18 protein-coding genes and 1 other annotated feature are annotated in these 19811 nt (G+C 47.4%); of the genes, 16 read left to right on the top strand and 2 right to left on the bottom strand.

All coding sequences use genetic code 11. From position 1 onward, the window contains the following. Positions 1–76 precede the first annotated feature (76 nt). Positions 77–322 (top strand) — a binding site (T-box leader). A gap of 125 nt (positions 323–447) precedes the next feature. The 16 genes from K6G33_RS02900 to K6G33_RS02825 all read left to right on the top strand — a co-directional run bounded on the left by K6G33_RS02900 (position 448) and on the right by K6G33_RS02825 (position 17409). Further along, positions 448–2754, top strand: a complete 2307-nt coding sequence (locus K6G33_RS02900; RefSeq protein ID WP_296776124.1) for an AMP-binding protein — start codon at positions 448–450, stop codon at positions 2752–2754. Positions 2755–3077: 323 nt separating this feature from the next. Next, positions 3078–3551 (top strand): ribosome maturation factor RimP, encoded by a 474-nt coding sequence (gene rimP, locus K6G33_RS02895; protein WP_296776060.1) that lies wholly within the window; start codon positions 3078–3080, stop codon positions 3549–3551. Between the two features lie 44 nt (positions 3552–3595). Continuing rightward, the gene (gene nusA, locus K6G33_RS02890) at positions 3596–4879 is read left to right on the top strand and encodes a transcription termination factor NusA (protein ID WP_296776057.1); all 1284 of its coding nucleotides are present in this window, start codon (positions 3596–3598) and stop codon (positions 4877–4879) included. Between the two features lie 2 nt (positions 4880–4881). Further along, positions 4882–5160: a YlxR family protein gene (locus K6G33_RS02885; protein ID WP_296776055.1), complete on the top strand. Its 279-nt coding sequence runs from the start codon at positions 4882–4884 to the stop codon at positions 5158–5160. After that, positions 5129–5452: a ribosomal L7Ae/L30e/S12e/Gadd45 family protein gene (locus K6G33_RS02880; protein ID WP_296776052.1), complete on the top strand. Its 324-nt coding sequence runs from the start codon at positions 5129–5131 to the stop codon at positions 5450–5452. The genes K6G33_RS02885 and K6G33_RS02880 overlap by 32 nt, the downstream gene beginning before the upstream one ends. Positions 5453–5536: 84 nt before the next feature. Continuing rightward, entirely contained in the window at positions 5537–8305 is a 2769-nt protein-coding gene (gene infB, locus K6G33_RS02875) for a translation initiation factor IF-2 (protein WP_296776050.1), read from the top strand. 44 nt (positions 8306–8349) lie between these two features. Next, positions 8350–8922: a hypothetical protein gene (locus K6G33_RS02870; protein ID WP_296776047.1), complete on the top strand. Its 573-nt coding sequence runs from the start codon at positions 8350–8352 to the stop codon at positions 8920–8922. Positions 8923–8939: 17 nt separating this feature from the next. Then, positions 8940–9278, top strand: coding sequence for a 30S ribosome-binding factor RbfA (rbfA, locus tag K6G33_RS02865; protein WP_173449512.1), 339 nt, complete (start codon positions 8940–8942; stop codon positions 9276–9278). A 12-nt stretch (positions 9279–9290) separates the two neighbouring features. Continuing rightward, positions 9291–10247 (top strand): DHH family phosphoesterase, encoded by a 957-nt coding sequence (locus K6G33_RS02860; protein ID WP_296776044.1) that lies wholly within the window; start codon positions 9291–9293, stop codon positions 10245–10247. Next, on the top strand, positions 10244–11137 hold the full coding sequence (truB, locus tag K6G33_RS02855; protein ID WP_296776042.1) for a tRNA pseudouridine(55) synthase TruB: 894 nt from the start codon (positions 10244–10246) through the stop codon (positions 11135–11137). The genes K6G33_RS02860 and truB overlap by 4 nt, the downstream gene beginning before the upstream one ends. Before the next feature lie 4 nt (positions 11138–11141). After that, a complete protein-coding gene (ribF, locus tag K6G33_RS02850) occupies positions 11142–12020 on the top strand; it encodes a riboflavin biosynthesis protein RibF (RefSeq protein ID WP_296776040.1) in 879 nt (292 codons plus the stop codon). Positions 12021–12131: 111 nt separating this feature from the next. Next, positions 12132–13253, top strand: coding sequence for an ABC transporter ATP-binding protein (locus tag K6G33_RS02845; protein WP_296776037.1), 1122 nt, complete (start codon positions 12132–12134; stop codon positions 13251–13253). Then, positions 13253–13972: an ABC transporter permease subunit gene (locus K6G33_RS02840; RefSeq protein ID WP_296776035.1), complete on the top strand. Its 720-nt coding sequence runs from the start codon at positions 13253–13255 to the stop codon at positions 13970–13972. The genes K6G33_RS02845 and K6G33_RS02840 overlap by 1 nt, the downstream gene beginning before the upstream one ends. A gap of 28 nt (positions 13973–14000) precedes the next feature. Then, the gene (locus K6G33_RS02835; RefSeq protein ID WP_296776032.1) at positions 14001–15599 is read left to right on the top strand and encodes a Gldg family protein; all 1599 of its coding nucleotides are present in this window, start codon (positions 14001–14003) and stop codon (positions 15597–15599) included. Further along, on the top strand, positions 15596–17113 hold the full coding sequence (locus tag K6G33_RS02830; protein WP_296776031.1) for a DUF4340 domain-containing protein: 1518 nt from the start codon (positions 15596–15598) through the stop codon (positions 17111–17113). The genes K6G33_RS02835 and K6G33_RS02830 overlap by 4 nt, the downstream gene beginning before the upstream one ends. 20 nt (positions 17114–17133) lie before the next feature. Then, positions 17134–17409 carry a hypothetical protein gene (locus K6G33_RS02825; RefSeq protein ID WP_296776028.1) on the top strand — a complete coding sequence of 92 codons (276 nt, stop codon included), beginning with the start codon at positions 17134–17136 and terminating at the stop codon, positions 17407–17409. Between the two features lie 87 nt (positions 17410–17496). On the opposite strand, the gene K6G33_RS02820 is transcribed toward K6G33_RS02825, so the two are convergent. Both K6G33_RS02820 and K6G33_RS02815 read right to left on the bottom strand, forming a co-directional pair. Continuing rightward, the gene (locus K6G33_RS02820) at positions 17497–19152 is read right to left on the bottom strand and encodes a DAK2 domain-containing protein (RefSeq protein ID WP_296776025.1); all 1656 of its coding nucleotides are present in this window, start codon (positions 19150–19152) and stop codon (positions 17497–17499) included. A 43-nt stretch (positions 19153–19195) separates the two neighbouring features. Further along, on the bottom strand, positions 19196–19555 hold the full coding sequence (locus K6G33_RS02815; RefSeq protein ID WP_296776022.1) for an Asp23/Gls24 family envelope stress response protein: 360 nt from the start codon (positions 19553–19555) through the stop codon (positions 19196–19198). Positions 19556–19811 lie beyond the last annotated feature (256 nt).

Here is a 19811-nt window from a genome sequence, read left to right as displayed (position 1 = left end):
CGGAAATCCGAGCTGTGACATCGGATTTTTTTGAAAAAAGGTCTTGACAAGTATAGCCTTTTGTGATATAATGCAAGCATAAGCAATGAGGAAGACAAGCAGAGGATTGCCAATGTCCACAGAGAGCCGACGTTTGGTGCGAGTCGGTGATAAGCAGTGCTGTGTATCCCTTCTGAGCCGAAGTGCTGAAATTTTTTCAGTAAGCGCTTCCGTGATTCTGCGTGAATGAATAGGACTTGCTGGAGTCTGAAGTGGTGTTACGCAATAGCGGCACAATTTGAGTGGTACCGCGGGTAATCAGATCATGATACTCGTCTCAAAGTCGAATTCTTTGAGACGAGTTTTTTGTTTTTCGTAGTCAAAGAAAGCGGAAGTGTTCCTCAGCACCCGTTTCATTTTCCGGTATAAAACATTTTTTAGAAAAAAGGAGAGATCATCATGAGCGACATGACAAAGTTGCCAAATGCAGAAGAGAGAATAAAGGAGGTCGCTGAGAGAATCAGGCTCACACGAGAATCGGTCGGACTGTCTCCTAAGGAAATGGCTGATAAGCTGGGAGTGCCTGCTTATGAGTACCTTGCTTATGAGGGCGGAGCTAAGGACTTCAGCTTCAGCTTCATCTATAAATTTGCCAATGCCTGCGGCGTTGAGATCGCTGACCTTATGGAAGGTGAATCGCCGCATATCAAGAGCTTTGATATAACAAGAGCAGGAGAGGGACTCCCTATCGCAAGAAGACAGGGACTGAGCTATCTCCGCCTTGCACCTAAGTTCCGCAATAAGATCGCAGAACCGTTCCTTGTTACTATCCCGTATATCGACGAGGAATTCAGAGTTCCTCATCCGCATACCCATGAGGGTCAGGAAATGGATATCGTTATCAGCGGTCAGCTCAAGGTCCGCGTCGGTGACAACGTTGAGATACTCAACGAGGGCGATTCCATTTATTACGACAGCTCTGAGCTCCATGACGAGTGGGCTGTAGGCGGTAAGGAGTGTAAGTTCTACGCTATCGTATGCGGCATAAATCAGCCTCAGCATGCTATCTCCAACCTCGAACCCGTAATACTCCCCGGTGTTACCAATTTTGACCTCGCTCATGTACAGGATCCTATCGCTGATAAGTTCGTGAAGCTCGAAACAGACACTATGGGTTCCCTTACAGGTATCAGCTTCATCAACGAGGAGCAGTTCAACTTCGGCTTCGATGTTGTTGACGGACTTGCTGCAAAATGTCCCGACAAGGAAGCTCTTATATATGTCGGAAATGATTTCTCCGAGAGAAGATTTACATTTGCGGATATAAAGAAATATTCAAATATGACTGCAAACTACTTTATGTCAAAGGGCATAAAGAAGGGCGACAGAGTTATGCTCGTCCTCAAGAGACACTATCAGTTCTGGTTCTCTATCATAGCTCTCCACAAGATCGGCGCTATCGTTATCCCTGCAACAAATCAGCTTGTGCAGCATGACTTCACATACCGCTTCAAGGCAGCAGGAGTAAAGGCTATCGTATGTACAGGCGACGGCGACGTTGCACATCAGGTGGATCTTGCAGAAGAGGAACTTGGCGTAAAGCTCATCAAGATGATGGCTCACGGCGAACGTGAGGGCTGGGAGGACTTCGATAAGGAAATGTCAGCGTTCAGCGATGTTTTCGAGCGCCCTACAGACCCCGAAAAGCTCTCGTGCGGCAGTGATCCTAACCTCATGTTCTTCACATCGGGTACTACAGGCTATCCTAAGATCGCTACACACTGCCACAAGTACGCTCTGGGACACTTCATCACAGCACGTTACTGGCACAACGTTGACCCTAACGGTATACACTTCACTATCTCCGATACAGGCTGGGGAAAAGCTCTCTGGGGCAAGCTCTACGGACAGTGGCTCAGCGAGACCTGCGTATTCGTTTACGACTTTGACAGATTCGATGCAAACAAGATACTTCCTATGTTTGCAAAGTACAATATAACTACATTCTGCGCACCTCCTACGATGTACAGATTCTTTATCAAGGAGGACCTCTCCAAATACGACCTCAGCTCTATCAAGTACGCTACAGTCGCAGGTGAGGCTCTTAACCCCGAGGTATACAACCAGTTCCTCAAAGCTACGGGCGTAAAGCTCATGGAGGGCTTCGGACAGACAGAGACTACACTTTCTATCGGCAACTTTGTTGGTATGACCTGCCGTCCCGGCTCTATGGGCAAGCCAAGCGTGCTTTACGATGTTGATATCGTTGATCCCGACGGAAAGCCTGTCAAGACAGGTGAAACAGGCGAGATCGTTATCCGCACAGACAAGAAGGTCCCTGCCGGACTCTTCCTCGGCTACTACAACGATGAGGAGAAGACCAAGGAAGCATGGCACGACGGAGTTTACCATACAGGTGATACTGCATGGAAGGACGAGGACGGCTACTTCTGGTACGTTGGACGTGTTGACGACGTTATCAAGTCCTCGGGCTACCGTATCGGACCTTTCGAGATCGAAAGCGTTATCATGGAGCTCCCATACGTTCTCGAATGTGGCGTAAGTGCTGCTCCCGACCCTGTAAGAGGTCAGGTAGTAAAGGCTTCTATCGTTCTTGTCAAGGGAACTGAGGGCACTGACGAGCTGAAGAAGGAAATCCAGGATTACGTTAAGAAGCACACTGCTCCTTATAAGTATCCTCGTATAGTCGAGTTCAGAGATGAACTGCCAAAGACTATCAGCGGCAAGATCAGACGAGTTGCACTTAAAGGCTGATATAAAAGACGTTCCTTCGGGAACGTCTTTTTAGTTGAAAGCTGAGAGCTTTAAGCTGAAAACTGAGAGTTTATACAAAATGTGGTTTTAATCAATGTGCATTGTTTAATTTAGCTTTTTGACAGTATCTATGCCTTCTGTTTTTTAGTATTATTTTTTTGAAAAAATTTGAAAAAACACTTGATTTTTGCGGAAAACCGTGGTATAATACTTTATGATGATAGTAAACCCAAAGACCGGAAACCTTCCGGTCTTTAGTATTTATATTGGGACTATTATTTTGCAGAGAAAGGAGATGCCCGATATTTCGGGGGATATTGCCTATGAAATTCAAGAAATTCGGCGGCACGGAACAAAAGGTCTACGACCTTATCAAGCCAATTACCGATGAGCTCGGATACTACCTCTGGGACGTTTGCTACGAAAAGGAAGGTGCTATGTGGTACCTGAGAGTATTTATAGATCAGGACGAGGGAATAACCATCGCCGACTGTGAACGCGCAAATGCTCCTATAAGCGATATTCTCGACGAAAAAGACCCCATCGCTCAGAGCTATATGCTGGAAGTGGGTTCGGCAGGTCTTGAACGTGAGCTCGTGAAGGAGGAACATTTTGAGGTCTGCGAGGGCGATACGGTGAAGATACGCTTCATCAGAGCTGTTGACGGTGAGAAGGAAATAATCGCACAGCTGGTCGGCGCAGATAAAGAGGGCGTTACAGTCGTTCTCGACAGCGGAGAGGAAAAGAAATTCCCTCTGGCAGATATAGCTTTTGTAAAGCTGTATCTTGATTTCTGAAATGATAAAAACCAAAATAAAATATATTGGAGGAATTTACAGACATGAACATGAATAAGGACTTTTTCAGGGCACTTGAGGCTCTCGGCGAAGAAAACAGCGTTGAAACAGAGCTCCTCATCGAAAAGGTTAAGTCAGCAATGCTTAAAGCCGCAAGAAGAGCTTATCCCCACAGTGAGGAGAGGATCAGTGTTGAGATTGATCCCAAAACGAAGAAGTTCGAGATGTATATAAGACAGGACATCATTGATGATGAGCCTTTCGACGAGAATGAGGTAAATATCGACGTTGCCAAGACTATGGATCCTAATGCTATCGTTGGCGGCACTATCATGAAGGAGCTGGATATATCAAAGCTCGGCAGAATGGCTGCTCTTTCCGCTAAGCAGTCCATCAAGGGTGACCTCAGAGAGATCAACCGCGAGCAGATGCTCAGCAAGTTCGAGCAGAAGGAGCATGAATGTATCACTGCGAGAGTTTCTCAGGTAGAGCCCGGCAGAGGCACTGTTACTGTTGTTTATGACGGAACAGAACTGTACCTCTTCCGCAACGAGCAGATACCCGGCGAGAACCTCGAAGAAGGCAAGTCCGTAAAGGTTTACATCACAGGCATCATCGGCAAGAACAAGAAGCCTGTAGTAAAAATATCACGTACTCACAAGGACCTCGTAAAGAGACTCTTTGAGCAGGAAGTTCCCGAGATATATGACGGCACTGTTGAAGTAAAGTCCATTTCCCGTGAGGCAGGTTCAAGAACTAAGATCGCTGTATGGTCTAAGGACGAGAACGTTGACGCAGTAGGCGCTTGCATCGGCCCTAAGCGTTCAAGAATAACCGCTGTTGTGAACGAGCTCAACGGCGAGAAGATAGATATTATCCCGTGGAGCGAAGTTCCCGAGGAGTTCATTGCAAGAGCTCTTGCTCCTGCTGAGGTGCTCAAGACTGTTATCACTTCTATGGAAGAAAAGTCGTGCACAGTTATCGTTCCGAACAATCAGCTCTCACTTGCTATCGGCAACAAGGGTCAGAACGCAAAGCTTGCTGCTAAGCTCACAGGCTTCAAGATCGACATCAAGCCGCAGTTCGACAACGTAAGCGGCGAGGAAGCTCCCGAGATGAGCCCTGATTTCGTTGCTCCTGTTTTTGAGGCAGCTCCTGCTGAGGAAGATGCAGCCGAGGAGACAGTAACAACTGAAGAAACAGCAGCAGAGGAGACAGCAGTTTCCGAGGAAAGCGCTCCTGCTGAGACAGAAGCTCCTGCTGAAACAGAAGCTCCTGCTGAAACAGAAGCTCCTGCTGAGACAGAAGCTCCTGCAAACGAGGAATGATTATGAAGCCAAAAAAGATACCCATGAGAATGTGTCTCGGCTGTAACGAGATGAAGCCCAAAAAAGAGCTTATCCGAGTGGTAAAGTCTCCCGAGGGCGAGATAAGTCTCGATTTCAAGGGAAAGGCAGCAGGCAGAGGTGCTTATATCTGCCGCAGTGCCGAGTGCCTTGAAAAGGCAAGAAAGGCAAGACGCTTCGAGAAGCAGTTTTCATGCAAGATCGACGACAGCGTGTATGAGGTGATGGTAAATGAGCTCGGAAAAGAACCGCAGAACAGCTAATCTGCTGGGGATCTGCATAAGAGCAGGCAAGACCGTGAAGGGCTTCGACAGTGCGGTCGAAGCGGCAAAGAACGGTTCTGCCGTAAGTATACTTACAGCTTCCGACGCTTCGGATAAAACAGTCAAGGAAGTCGAGTTTTACTGCGGTAAGTTCAATGTCAAACATCTCAGGACAGAACTGAGCAAGTCCGATATCGGAAAGCTCTGCGGAAAAGAAACGGCTGTTATCGCTGTAACGGACAAAGGCTTCACTGACGGCTTTGAAAAAATAATATCCGACGGATCGCAATAAGAATTATTTCTGATGCGTTGATATAGATATGGTTTATATTAATACCGCGGCTTGCGCGGTCATAAAATGGAGGTAATCAAGCCTATGGCAAAAAAAATAAAGTTAAGCGACGCTGCAAAAGACCTTAATATTTCTGCACAGGAGATCATCGACTTTTTCACAGAAAAGGGCGACAATAAAAAGAAGGCAGGTTCTTCACTCACCGAGGAGGAAATGAATTCCTTGCTTGAGCGTTATACAAAGGATCGCTATTCGGTAAGCTCACTGGACGAATATTTCAACTCCAAGAATGATCCACGTCCCGTGAAGGAGGAAGCTCCCAAAGAGGAGAAAAAGCCTGCTGCCAAGAAGCCTGCCGAGAAAAAGGCTGCTCCTGCAAAGAAGGAAGAAAAGGCTGCTGCACCTGCTCCTGCAAAGAAGGAAGAAAAGCCTGCTGCACCTGCTCCTGCAAAGAAAGAGGAGAAGCCTGCTGCACCTGCTCCTGCAAAGAAGGAGGAGAAGCCTGCTGCACCTGCTCCCGTAAAGAAGGAGGAGAAGCTCGCTGAAACTGTTCCTGCAAAGAAGGAAGAAAAGATCAATGAAACACGAAAGGAGGAGAAGTCCGTGGCTGCACCAGCTCCAGAGAAAAAAGCCGAAGAAACTGTAAAGAAACAGGAAACAGCTCCTGTAAAGGAAGCTCCAAAGCCTGAAACAAAACAGGAGGAGAATAAGCCGGAGCCTGCAAAGACTAAGGAAGCTCCTAAGCCTGTCCAGAACAATGATAAGAAGAACGACAAGAAGAAGGATAAGAAGAAAGAGCAGGCAAAGGCTCAGGACAGAGGCGAAAGAACAAAGTTCAACGCTTCATTCAGTTCAGAGACTGCTCAGACTTCTACTCAGAGACGTACTGTTGATACAAGAGGAAGCTATGTTGACCTCGATAAGTATAACGAGAGATACGACCAGATGGCTGCCTCAAACAAGCACAAGAATGACAACTATTCATCAAAGAAGCAGAAGATAAACCAGAAGTCCGCTCAGAGAAACCGTCAGCAGTTCTCCAAGAAGGAGAGTGAGGCTGAGAAGCTCAAGAGACTCGAACTCGAAAGAGCAAGAAAACAGCAGCTCAAGGTGCTTATCCCTGATAATATCACTGTTGGTGAGCTTGCTACACGTTTAAAGGCTACAGCTACAGACGTTATCAAGCAGCTCATGAAGCTGGGCGTGATGGCTACTATCAATCAGGAGATCGACTTCGATACAGCTTCACTTGTTGCTGAGGAAATGGGCGCAAAGGTAGAGAAGGAAGTTATCGTGACTATCGAGGAGCGTCTTATCGACGATACAGACGATGACGATACAAACCTCCAGCCGCGCTGCCCTGTTGTAGTCGTAATGGGTCACGTTGACCACGGTAAGACTTCTATCCTCGACCGCATCAGAAATGCTCACGTTGCCGCAGGCGAAGCAGGCGGTATCACTCAGCATATCGGTGCTTATCAGGTAAATATCAACGGACAGGACATCACATTCCTCGATACTCCTGGTCATGAGGCTTTCACTTCAATGAGAGCAAGAGGTGCTAATATCACTGATATCGCTATCCTCGTTGTTGCTGCCGATGACGGTATCATGCCGCAGACAGTAGAGTCCATCAACCACGCTAAGGCAGCAGGTGTATCTATCATCGTTGCTATCAACAAGATGGATAAGGAAGGCGCTAACCCTGACCGTATCAAGGAAGAACTCACAAAGTACGACCTCGTTTGCGAGGATTGGGGCGGCGACGTTATCTGTGTTCCTGTATCTGCTAAGACAGGCGAGGGCATCGACGAACTTCTCGAAAACGTACTCCTCGTTGCTGAAGTCAAGGAGCTCAAGGCTAACCCTGACAGACTTGCAAAGGGTACTGTTATCGAAGCTCGTCTTGATAAGGGCAGAGGTCCTATAGCAACTCTCCTCGTACAGAACGGTACTCTCAAGCAGGGCGACGTTCTCATCGCAGGCACAGCTGTAGGCCGTGTACGTGTAATGACAAACGACAAGGGCAGAACCGTAAAGAGCGCAGGTCCTTCTGTTCCTGTAGAGATAACAGGTCTTGCAGAAGTCCCAAGCGCAGGTGATATCTTCAACGCTGTTGAGGACGAGAGACTTGCCCGTGAACTCGTTGACCAGAGAAAGCATGAGCAGAAGCAGGAGCAGTTCAACGCTTACCGCAAGGTAACTCTCGACAACCTGTTCAGTCAGATCGCTGAGGGCGATATCAAGGAGCTCCCGATCGTAGTCAAGGCTGACGTTCAGGGCTCTGTTGAAGCTGTTAAGCAGTCCCTCGAAAAGCTCTCAAACAATGAGGTAAGAGTAAGAGTTATCCACGGTGCAGTTGGTGCTGTCAAGGAAAGTGACGTTATGCTCGCAAGTGCATCAAACGCTATCATCGTCGGCTTCAACGTAAGACCTGACCCTGTTGCTGCTGAAAATGCAGAGCGTGACGGCGTTGATATCAGACTCTATCGTATCATCTATGATGCTATCGAGGAGATAACAACTGCTATGAAGGGGATGCTCGCTCCTAAGACCCGTGAGGTAGAGCTTGGACGTGTTGAAGTAAGACAGGTCTACAAGATATCCAATGTTGGTATGGTAGCAGGAAGCTACGTACTCAGCGGCAAGGTAACAAGAGGCAGTCAGGTGCGTGTTGTACGTGACGGTATCATCATCGCAGACGATAAGATATCAGGTCTGAAGCGTTTCAAGGACGATGCAAAGGAAGTTGCAGAAGGATACGAGTGCGGTATCAGCCTTGAAAAGTTCAGCGATGTCAAGGAAGGCGATATCTTCGAGACTTATATTGTCGAGGAGTACCGCGAGGACTGATAATACTTGAATGTAAATGATAAATGATAAAGGGGGAATTTCTTATGGATAACAGCAGAATGAGCAATGCGGATATGTTACAGTACTGCAATGAGGCGCTGGCATGGGACGACTTCGGTCCTATTGATATATTCTTCTTTGAATCTGTCAAGAAGATCATTCTCGGTCAGTGCAGCGCTATTGAAGAACCAGAGGAGTATTCCGATGACCTTATGGGTATCGAGCGCCCTGTCAGCGACGTGGAGCTCGAACCCGAGTACGGTAACTATGCGGATATATATTACAGCGAGGAAGGCGACGAGGATATCCCCGATTACAGCCGCACCGCCGAAGATGAAGCTTTCTCGGCAGAGATATTCAGCGACGGTTTCTTTTCCGATACCGAGCAGGCAGCTGAGGGTGCTGCACCTGCTGAGGACAACGGTTCAAAGGCTGAGAAGCCTGTGAGCGAAAAGCCTGAAAAGAAAAAGTCTGCGAAGAAATCAGCTTCAAAGAAATCGGCATCAACTAAGACAGCTGCAAAGAAACCCGCTAAGAAAACTGCAAAGAGATCCGCAAAAGCTTCAGAATCCGATAAGCATGAAGAAAAAGACGATGCATTTACCGTCAAACTGTAACGACAGAAAGGAATAAAATGCCTAATTTCAAGAACAGCCGTATGGCTGAAGATATCAAAAGAGAGATGACGGCTATCCTTAGGGAATTGAAGGATCCGAGAATAGACAAGATGCTGACTATCGTAAGGGCTGACCTTTCAGGCGATATGTCAAACTGTAAGATATATGTTTCAAGCTTTGAGGGCATCGAAAGAGCCAAAGAGTCTGTTGCGGGACTTAAAAGCGCAGCAGGCTTCATAAAGCGCGAGCTTTTCCACAGGCTCAAAATGCGCAAGGCTCCCGAGCTTACATTTATCGCCGATAACTCTATAGAGAGAAGTGCGGAGATAAGCAAAAAGCTTCATGATCTGCTTTAAGGAGGGCTGAGTATGTTCATTGGTTTCAGTGAAGCTGAGGTATTTCTCAGGAACTGTGAGGACGCGGTGATAATAACCCACCGAAATCCCGACGGAGACTGTATAGGTGCAGGTTTCGGACTCAAGGATATACTTGCTCAGCTCGGGATACGAAGCAGAGTAGTCTGCCATGACGGATTCCCGTCGCCAAGATATGACTTCCTCACAAGTGAAGGCGCAGGTGAGGAGTTTGAACCGAAAACGATAATCGCAGTTGATATCGCCGATGAGAACCTTATGGGCGATTTCAAGGATATCTACGGCGGCAGGGTACAGCTCTGCATCGACCATCATATCTCAAATAAGAACTTTGCGGAGAAAACATTGCTCCGCGGTGACGCTACAGCTGCCTGCGAGATAATCTATGATCTTGCACAGTATATGGGCGTGAAAATAACAAGACACTGTGCAATGTGCCTGTATACGGGCATTGCGACCGATTCAGGCTGCTTCAAGTACGACTGTACGACACCCCGCGCTCATGAGATAGCTGCGGAAATGATGCGCAGCTACGATATTAATTTCGCAAGAATAAACCGCTATATGTTCGATGTAAAGACAATGGGCAGACTGAAGCTGGAGGCTAAGGTCAACGAGCTCATGGAGTACAGTCTCGGCGGAAAGCTGGCTATCGCTGCGGTAACGCAGGATATGATGAAAGAGCTGGGCGTATCTATGGAGGAGCTGGAAGGCTTTGCTCCGCTGACTATACAGCTCGAGGAGACTGAAGTCGGCATACTGATGCGCGAGCGTGAGGACGGCGTGTTCAAGTGCTCGTTCCGCTCGGCAAACGACGTGAACGTTTCGGCTATATGCCAGCTGATCGGCGGCGGCGGTCATGCAAAGGCAGCAGGCTGTACTATCAGCGGACCTCTCGAAGAAGCGAAAAAATATCTCGCGTCAGCTGTCGAAAGGGCTTTGAGCGAATGAATGGTATAATTTGCGTAAATAAGCCGCAGGACTTCACATCATTTGATGTGGTCGCAAAGCTCCGCGGCATACTCAAAATGAAAAGACTCGGTCACGGCGGTACTCTCGACCCTATGGCTACGGGAGTGCTTCCCGTTTTTGTGGGCAATGCTACAAAAGCCTGCGACATCATGCCCGATAATACCAAGAGCTACCGCGCAGGATTCAGGCTCGGTGCAGTATCCGATACGCAGGACGTGTGGGGCGAAGTGCGTGAGGTATCTGACATAGCTGTGAGCCGCAGCGATATAGAAGCGGTTATGCCTGAGTTTATGGGAAAGATAATGCAGCTGCCGCCTATGTATTCGGCTGTTCAGGTGAACGGTCAGCGCCTTTACGATCTTGCAAGACAGGGCATAGAGGTGGAACGTCAGGCGCGTGAGATTGAGGTCGAAAGCCTTGTGCTGGAGGAGTACGACAGTAATACCCGTGAGGGTGTTATGTCCATATCCTGCGGCAAGGGCACTTATATAAGAACTATTATCAGCGACATCGGCGAAAAGCTGGGCTGCGGAGGTATCATGACATCTCTCGTGAGAACTTCCTCGGGCGGCTTTACCCTTGCCGACTGCTTTACCTTCGAGGAGATACAGCAGGCAAGGGACGAGGACAGGCTTGAGGAGCTCATACTCCCTATCGAGCGCGTTTTCGAGAAGCTGCCGAAGCTGAGACTGGGCGAGGCTCAGACAAGAATGTACAGAAACGGCGTAAAGCTCGATCTGTCAAAGCTGCGCGGTGTGCGCGATAATGAGGACTGCTACGGAGTTTTCGGCTTTGACGGCGTTTTCATTGGTACTGCCTTCGCAGACCGTGAGAACGGCATACTCCGCGTCGGAAAAAATCTGGGGTGACGGTATGGATAATATGAAAACTGCTGCCGCTCTCGGTCTTTTTGACGGCGTTCACCTCGGTCACAGAGCCGTTCTCGGAGCCGCTGCGGAGCAGGAAAAAAACGGGCTTGTTCCGTGTGCGTTTACGTTCCCGCCCGAAAGTGCGGCGAATAAGGGCGCAGCAGGTTATATCTACAGCGGATACGAAAAAAACTTCATACTTGAACATGATTGCGGCATAAAACGTGTATTTTCACCGCGTTTTGCCGACATATGCGGAATGGACGGCGAGACCTTCGCACAGGAGATACTTTGCGGAGAGATGAACGCCGCCTTTGTCTGCTGCGGCAATGATTTCAGGTTCGGCAGGGGCGCTTCGTGCGGAGTTGACGATCTGAGAAGATTCGGTAAGAAGTACGGCTTTGAAGTGCGCACCGTGGACGACGTCTTCTGCGGTGAGGAGCGCGTATCCTCCACGCTGATACGCAGCCTGCTCACAGACGGCAGTCTCGGACGTGCCAATGAGCTGCTCGGAAAGCCCTATACTATTATAAAAGAAGTGAGCCGCGGCGCTCAGCTGGGACGCACTATCGGTTTTCCAACAGCGAACCAGATATTCGGAGAGGGACAATTGGTCCCGAGATTCGGTGCATATGCCTCGAAAACATATGCCTGCGGTAAATGGTATCCTTCCATTACCGATATCGGCGTGAAGCCTACTGTCAGCTACGGCGGAGCACCTCTCGCCGAGACATATATTTATGGATTTTCAGGCGACCTTTACGGAAGTCCGCTTCAGGTCATGCTTTGTCAGTTCATACGTCCCGAGATGAAATTCGGCTCGGTAGAGGAGCTGAAGGCACAGATCAGCGCTGATACAGAGTATGCACTGAATATATTGTAAAAAATTCGCTTTGCTTTCACTTTGCTATCACAAACAAGTATTAACATAGTAAAAGCTGTGAATAAATGCGGCGAATGCCGCGAACATACGCAATAAGGAGGGCAAAACCCAATGATAGAGGTCAAGAACCTTACTAAGAAGTACGGCGATAAGCTTGCCGTGAACAATATAAGCTTCAAGGTCGAAAAGGGTGAGATACTCGGCTTCCTCGGACCAAACGGTGCGGGCAAGTCCACAACGATGAATATGCTTACGGGCTATATCTCATCTACTTCGGGAGAGGTGCTCATTGACGGCACCGATATCCTTGACGACCCTAAAAAAGCTAAGGCAAATATAGGATATCTCCCTGAGATACCGCCTATATACGTGGATATGACCGTGGACGGCTACCTCAACTTCATCTACGATCTCAAGAAGTGCAAAATGCCGAGAAAGGCTCATCTCAAAGATGTATGCGCTCTCTGCAAGATCGAGGACGTCAGAGGAAGGATCATCAAGAACCTTTCAAAAGGTTACCGTCAGAGAGTCGGTCTCGCACAGGCTCTTATCAATAACCCGCCTGTTCTTATACTCGATGAGCCGACAGTCGGTCTCGACCCTAACCAGATAATCGAGATAAGAACTCTTATCAAGAAGTTGGGCAAGAAACACACGGTCATCCTTTCATCGCATATCCTCCCCGAGATACAGGCAGTATGCGACAGGATAATCATTATCAATAAGGGTCAGGTCGCAGCAGACGGTACTGCCGACGAGATCGCTAAGAATATCACCAACAAGCACAAGATGACACTTCGCGCCGAAGGTCCTACACGTTCGGCTGATGATAAGAAGCTCATCACTGACGCTATAAAAGCTATCCCGGGAGTTAAGTACGTCCGCGCCGATATGGAGCGCGAAAAGGGCGTTTACGACTACGATATCGAGACTGACGGAAAGACCGATATCCGCCGTGACCTCAATAAGCTCTGCGCTGACAACGGCTGGAATATCCTCATGCTCCAGCTCTCAGACCTCACCCTCGAGGACATCTTCCTCAAGATCACTATGGCTGACGAAGTTATCAGGACTGATGACGACGATGACGAAACATCTTCAAAGCCAAGAATAGACATAAAGGTATCTCCCAACGGCAAGCTCAGAGCTGTCAAGGAAGCTGACAGCACCGATACTGCCGATGAAGCTGCTGAAAAGGCAGAGGATACAGAAAATAATGGAGGTGAGGAATAATGCTGGCTATTTACAGACGTGAGATCGGCGCATTCTTTACATCAGGCGTGGCATACGTTTTTCTTGCCGTGTTCTGGTTAGTTTCAGGTATATTCTTCTATAACGGAGTTATTGCGAGCGGTACAACAGATACATCATCAATGTTCAGCTCTATGTTCTATATCGTTATGTTCCTCATTCCTGTGCTGACGATGAAGCTCCTCAGCGAGGAAAAGAAGAACAAGACGGATCAGGGACTCCTCACAGCGCCCATAAGCCTGTGGGACATAGTTCTCGGCAAGTATTTCGCAGCTCTTACACTGTTCATAATTGCTGAGTCCATCGTATTTATATACGCTTTCATTCTTAATTATCTCGGCACTGTGACGTGGACACCGCTTCTGGGCAACTACTTTGCTATGCTTGCTCTCGGTGCGGCTTTCATCGCAGTAGGTCTTTTCATCTCGTCACTCACTGAGAACCAGATGGCTTCCGCAGTAGTCAGCCTTGTTGCACTCTTTGTTATATACCTTTCCGAGATGCTCGTTTCCAGCTTTGAGAACGGCAACAGATTCAAGAAGATAGTATACAAGTGTGTTACTACTCTGGCTTTCTATTCGAGATACGTTGAGTTCACAAGAGGCATATTCAGCCTTCCAAGTGTATTATTCTTCGTAAGTGCAGCTTTCCTGTTCAACTTCTTCACCGTTAAGGTGTTAGAGAAGCGCCGCTGGAGCTGATCATCAAGAAAGGAAGGTTTTGATACTAATGAGTAAAAAAGATATCGACGAGACAAATGTGGTATCAGTTGATGGTGAAAAAGTGAAGAAGAACTATAAGAAGCTGAAATACGGCTCGATGTTCTATACGATCATCATTCTTGTTGTTGCTATCGTCGTTGTACTGAACTTTATGGTGGGCGTGGCAGCTAAGCGTTCACCGATAAAAATAGATATCACTCCCGATAACAGGTATGAGCTTTCAGACGTATCCATAGATGCTGTAAAGGCTCTGGAGAAGGACGTTGAGATAACTGTTACCTGTAAGAGAGATTATTTTGAGTCCCTTGGCAATTACTATTCAAATATGTACGCTCAGTACTACGGAGCTCCCGCAGAAGTTCCGTATGAGATGATACCTGAGCTCCTTGACAAGTATTCCATATACGCAGAGCAGGGAAAAGGCAGTATCAATGTCAAGTATGTTGATATGGACAAAGACCCTGACCTCGTAAACAAGTACAAGGAGAACTATTCAGGTGATATCCAGCGCGGAAATATCATCGTAAGCTGCGGCGACCGCGTAAGAGTTCTCGCGGAAAGCGATGTTATGAATATGCTCACTGCCGACCAGACAGCTATGCAGAGCCAGCAGCTCATATTCAAGTTCACAGGTGAGAGCCTCCTCACATCTGCTATCACAGGCGTTACAGACGCTCACCCTGTAAAGGTCGCATTCGCAAACAAGATGAACGGTTCACCTCTTTATGATGAGCAGAACTTCGGAGATGCAGCTGATACCTTCAAGACAGAGCTCCTCGGCAAAAACGGCTATGAGTGTGTTGATTTTGATATCACACTCGACGACCTCAAAGCTGACGAGTACGATATGATCGTTGTATTTGCTCCTACAGTTGACTTCACTGAGAATATAATCCAGAAGCTCAGCGATTTCCTCTACAATGACGGAAAGTATGACAGAAATATGGTCTATGTTCCGGACTTCAGCAAGACAAATCTCCCGAATATCGAGGAATTCCTCGCTGACTGGAGCCTGAAGGTAGAGAACAATATCCTTGTTGACGAAAAGAACGCTATCGCTACAGCAACTACTATCATTCTCAGCGTAAGCGATTCAGAAGCTGTAGGTGATCTGCCTAATGACAAGCTCCCTATCGTTTCACCTTATACAAGAGAGCTTACTCAGCTCAAAAAGAACAACGAAGACGTTGTCAAGGAAGTCCTCAAGTCATCTGAGGAGGCGTTTACAGCTGATATCGTTGATTCAAATGCTGCACAGGGCGAAAAGGGTTCAAGATCGGCAGTGCTTCTCTCTCAGAAGCTCCGTTCCGAGCAGCTCAATACCTATACGAGCAGCCTGCTTCTCATAGGAAGTCCGTATATGTTCGACAGAACTGTTATCCAGCAGAATACAACATACAATAACGCAAACGTACTCCTCAATACTATCAATACGATGACAGGCAAGGAGAACAGCGTTGTTGTTCCTGATAAGAACTTACAGCAGTCATATATCTCTACTACAACAAAGCAGGCAAAGAATATTCAGATCATCGTTGTATGGGTAATCCCATGCATTATCGCTCTTGTTGGCGTATTTGTACTGTTAAGGAGAAGAAATAAATGAAAAAACAGGCAAAGGGCATCATCGCGCTCAGCGCTCTGCTTGCAGCTATGCTGGGCGGCGGCTATGCCTTTATGAAGTTTTTACCCGATGAGGACGGCAATAACTCAGGCAGCACACAGCCGTCCCTTATCGCTACAGAAGCTGAGGGACAGGGAACTGTTCTCGTCAGCGATGGCAGCGAAAATGCAGTTGTAAAAAGCGTTCGTGTGAAGAATAATGACGGCGAACTCAATGTCATCATGAAGGAAGCTCCAAAAGATGACGGCACAGCTGCTGTCTATACCATCGAGGGCTATGAAGACCTCAATGTGGATACCTCTATGATATCTACTCTTGTAAACAATGCAAACGGTATGCAAGCTGAATCGCTTATCGCAGGCGGAAGCAGCGAGCTCGGCAAGTACGGTCTTGACAAGCCTTCGGCAGAGGTCGAGATGAACTTTGAGTCGGGCAAGACTGTCAAGTTCTATATCGGCGATGAGCTTCCGTCGGGTTCCTCAAACTATGTCAGAGTTGACGGCAGCAACGATGTTTATGCCGTATCAAGCTCTACTCTTGCAAATTACAGCAAGACAGTAAAAGACTTTATAAGCAAGACTATCCTCGAAAAGCCTGATGATGAGAATTATCCTATCATCAACAGCCTGAAGATCGAGCGCGGCGATATCGACTATGATATTCTTCTCGAATACGACAAGGACAGCGAAAAGGCTCATTCGGGCGGTACTTCTGCTTCACATAAGATGATACAGCCTATCGAGAGCTATCTCGCTATTGAAAATTCAACCGACATAACCAACGGTATGTTCGGACTCAGTGCTTCCGATATCCATGTGCTCAAATGCACCGAAGAAGATATTGCAGATGCAGGTCTCAAAGAGCCTTTCTGCAAGGTCACTATGGACTGCGATAACGGCAGTAAGTACGTGCTTCTTCTCGGTGAGATATTTACAGATGACTCGGGCAGCAAGTGCAGCTATGCAATGCTTGACGGCGGAAAGGTGATATATACAGTTTCGCCTGACAATGCAAAGTGGCTGACTGTACAGCCTATTGATATCGCGTCAAGACTTATGATAACTTCTTATGTATGGAATATCACAGAGCTTTCCGTAAGCGGCGGCGGTGAATCCGCAGAATTTGTTATCCAGCCGAAGGATCCTGATAATATTCCTGATAATCCAACGGCTGACGATAACCTTGTTCATATGCGCGGCGAAGAATTTGACTCCGAGCGTTACAGACAGTTCTATTCGTTCCTTACAGGCACTAATGCCGAGGAGTTTGCACTGGGCAAGCCTGTTCCGAGCGGTGAACCTATGGCAACTATCAAGTATACCGATTCGTTCTCCGGAAAGACAATGACTTATGAATTCTATGATGATTCGGTAATGCGCGCACTTATTGTCGTAAACGGCGAGAGCAAGTACTATTGTACTAAATCTTACGTAAATACTCTCATTGAGAATATCAAGCGTATAGGCACAGGAGAGGACTACATTAAAAACTGGTAAATTCCAAGGAGGTATACAATATGAAATTCAACACATACAAGGGCTACCCTCTGGTAAGAAACGGCAACCAGCTCTATTACGGATATATGTCCGACCCATTCGTTATCTTTATACAGATACTTGAAACCAAAGAGGAAAACGGCGAGCAGATGACCTCGAAGGTCAGAGTTGTCCAGATGGACACCAACGAGCCTGATCCTATGAAGGCTTTTGTCAAGAATGCCGAGCGTGAGTGCGGACTTTATGAAGCACTTGATATCGCAAATGTATGGCTTGAAAAAGCTCTGAAAAACTGATAATAACGCGAAAAGCCTCCCGAAAAGGGAGGCTTTTCTATATACTTTCATTCGTGGTATAGCACGATACTGTTCCGCTGTCAAAGCTTACTCAACAGAAATGATGTAGTAATACACAGGCTGACCGCCGTTAACGAGCATTACCTCTATCTTGTCGCTGAGCTTTGACTGTATGAAACGCTGGAGCTCCTCGGCGTTCTCCTCGGGCACATCTGCTCCGTGGATAAGAGTAACATAGCTCACATCGCCCTTTGAAAGCTTCTTGACAAGCTTATATGTAGCCTTGTTTATATCGCGCTCTGTAAAAGCAAGCTTGCCGTTATCCAGAGCAAGTATCTCGCCCTCTTTTATCTGATGTCCCTCAAACTCTGAGTTCCTTGCGGCAAAGGTGATAAGACCTGTGGAAACTTTCTCGAAGGCTCTTGTCATATCAATGCGGTTCTCGTTGAGACTGCGGCTGTCATCGAAGGCAAGCATCGCAGCAATACCCTGAGGTATAGTTCTTGTCTGGAGTACGCATACCTTTCTGTCTGTGAGCTTTACAGCCTGTTCTGCCGCCATGATGATATTCTTGTTATTTGGAAGAACAAATACTGTATTTGCAGGAGTTTTGAGGATAGCGCGGAGAATATCGTCTGTAGAGGGGTTCATGGTCTGACCGCCCTTTACGACAACATCTGCGCCCAAGTCTGTGAACATAGCTTCAAGACCGTGACCTGCTGCAACTGCGACAAAGCCGAATTCCTTTTCAGGCTCTGCGGGAGTAAGTCCCTCCTGAGCTGCTTTAGCGTCCTTGATCTTGTTTTCATGCTGGATACGCATATTCTCGATCTTAGGACGAGGATCGTTGATGAAGTGACCGAATTCAAGACCCTTCTGGATAGCCTTGCCGGGATCATCGGTGTGAACGTGTACCTTTATGATCTTCTCGTCATCGACCACAACTACACAGTCGCCGATAGTTTCGAGGTATGCACGGAGCTTTGAAACATCGGGGCAGTTATCGTCCTTTTCCAGCATAAACTCGGTGCAGTATGTATACGTTATATCGTCATCGTATTCGCTGACAGCTGTTCTGAACGAATCCCCCGAGCTCTCATGGTTCTGAGCAGCTTCTTCGGGTTCTGCGATCTTACCGCCTGCGAATACATCGGTCATTGCGCGGAATATTATGCACAGACCCTTGCCGCCTGCGTCAACTACGCCTGCTTTTTTGAGCTGTGGGAGCATATCCGTTGTTTTGGCGAGAGTTGCTTCAGCTTCTGTGCAGACCTCCTGCCAGAATGTCACCTCGTCGTTTGTTTCGGCAGCTATCTCCTTAGCCTTTGCAGCTGCGGATTTAACAACAGTGAGGATAGTTCCCTCGACGGGCTTCATTACAGCCTTGTATGCTGCTTCAACGCCGTATTGCAGAGCATCTGCGAAGTTTTCGCAGTTAGCTTCTGTACAGCCGCCAAGTCCCTTTGAAAAGCCTCTGAATATAAGTGAAAGTATTACGCCGGAGTTACCTCTTGCACCTCTCAGAAATGCTGATGCTGCTGTCGAAGCAACCTCGGATACAGGAGCTTTGTCGTCGAGCCTTTTGAGCTCTGCGACGGAGTTCCCTATAGTCATTGACATATTTGTGCCTGTATCACCGTCGGGAACAGGATAAACGTTGAGCTCATCGACCTCACGTTTTCTGTTGCCGATAGTTATAGCGGCGGAGATAACAGCGTCCCTGAGTAAAGAACCGTGTATCACAGTAAAATCCTCCAATTCTGTTAACAGGCTTCTGCCTGCGCGCTTATGCGTTCATATCGTCAACAAATACGTTGACTTTGTGTACATCTATACCGGCAGCTTCCTCAACAGTGAAGCTGACCTTATGGGTGATGCTGTTTACCGCGGCAGTAATATTAGTGCCGTAGGTGACCTTGATATGGAGGTCGATGATGAGACCGCCTTCCTTGTCGGTGCGGAGCATTACGCCTTTGTTCTTTCTGAAAGCCTTGCCCGCTGTGAGAGCTGATACTGCGGAACGGAATGTGCTTATGCTGCAAACATCAGCAACGCCGAAGCAGTCTGTAACTGCGTGTTTAACGAGTTCAGTCAGATAATTTTCAGAAATAATGATCTTGCCGATATGATTTTCAAAGCCTACCATGAGCCATCACTCCTTATAGTAAAATGTAATGCGGTACATTCGACCGCTATTCTAATAATTATAACACAGAATTCCCTTTTTTACAATACCTATTTGCGAAAAAGTTTGTTGGTGCTTGTAGGATTACAATAGATGTGAGACAAATTACAAAAAAAGATAGCGGAGCAGCATAAACCTGTGTTACAGTTAAGTTGCGAAGATAAAAGCAACAGGAGGTTAGCTGATCCGCTATGAATACTATAACACAGATTACCAC

The sequence above is a fragment of the Ruminococcus sp. genome (assembly GCF_024691275.1).
Lineage (GTDB): Bacteria > Bacillota > Clostridia > Oscillospirales > Ruminococcaceae > Ruminococcus.
Note: the sequence above shows the minus strand (reverse complement) of the source record. Positions and strands in the feature narration are given on the sequence as shown.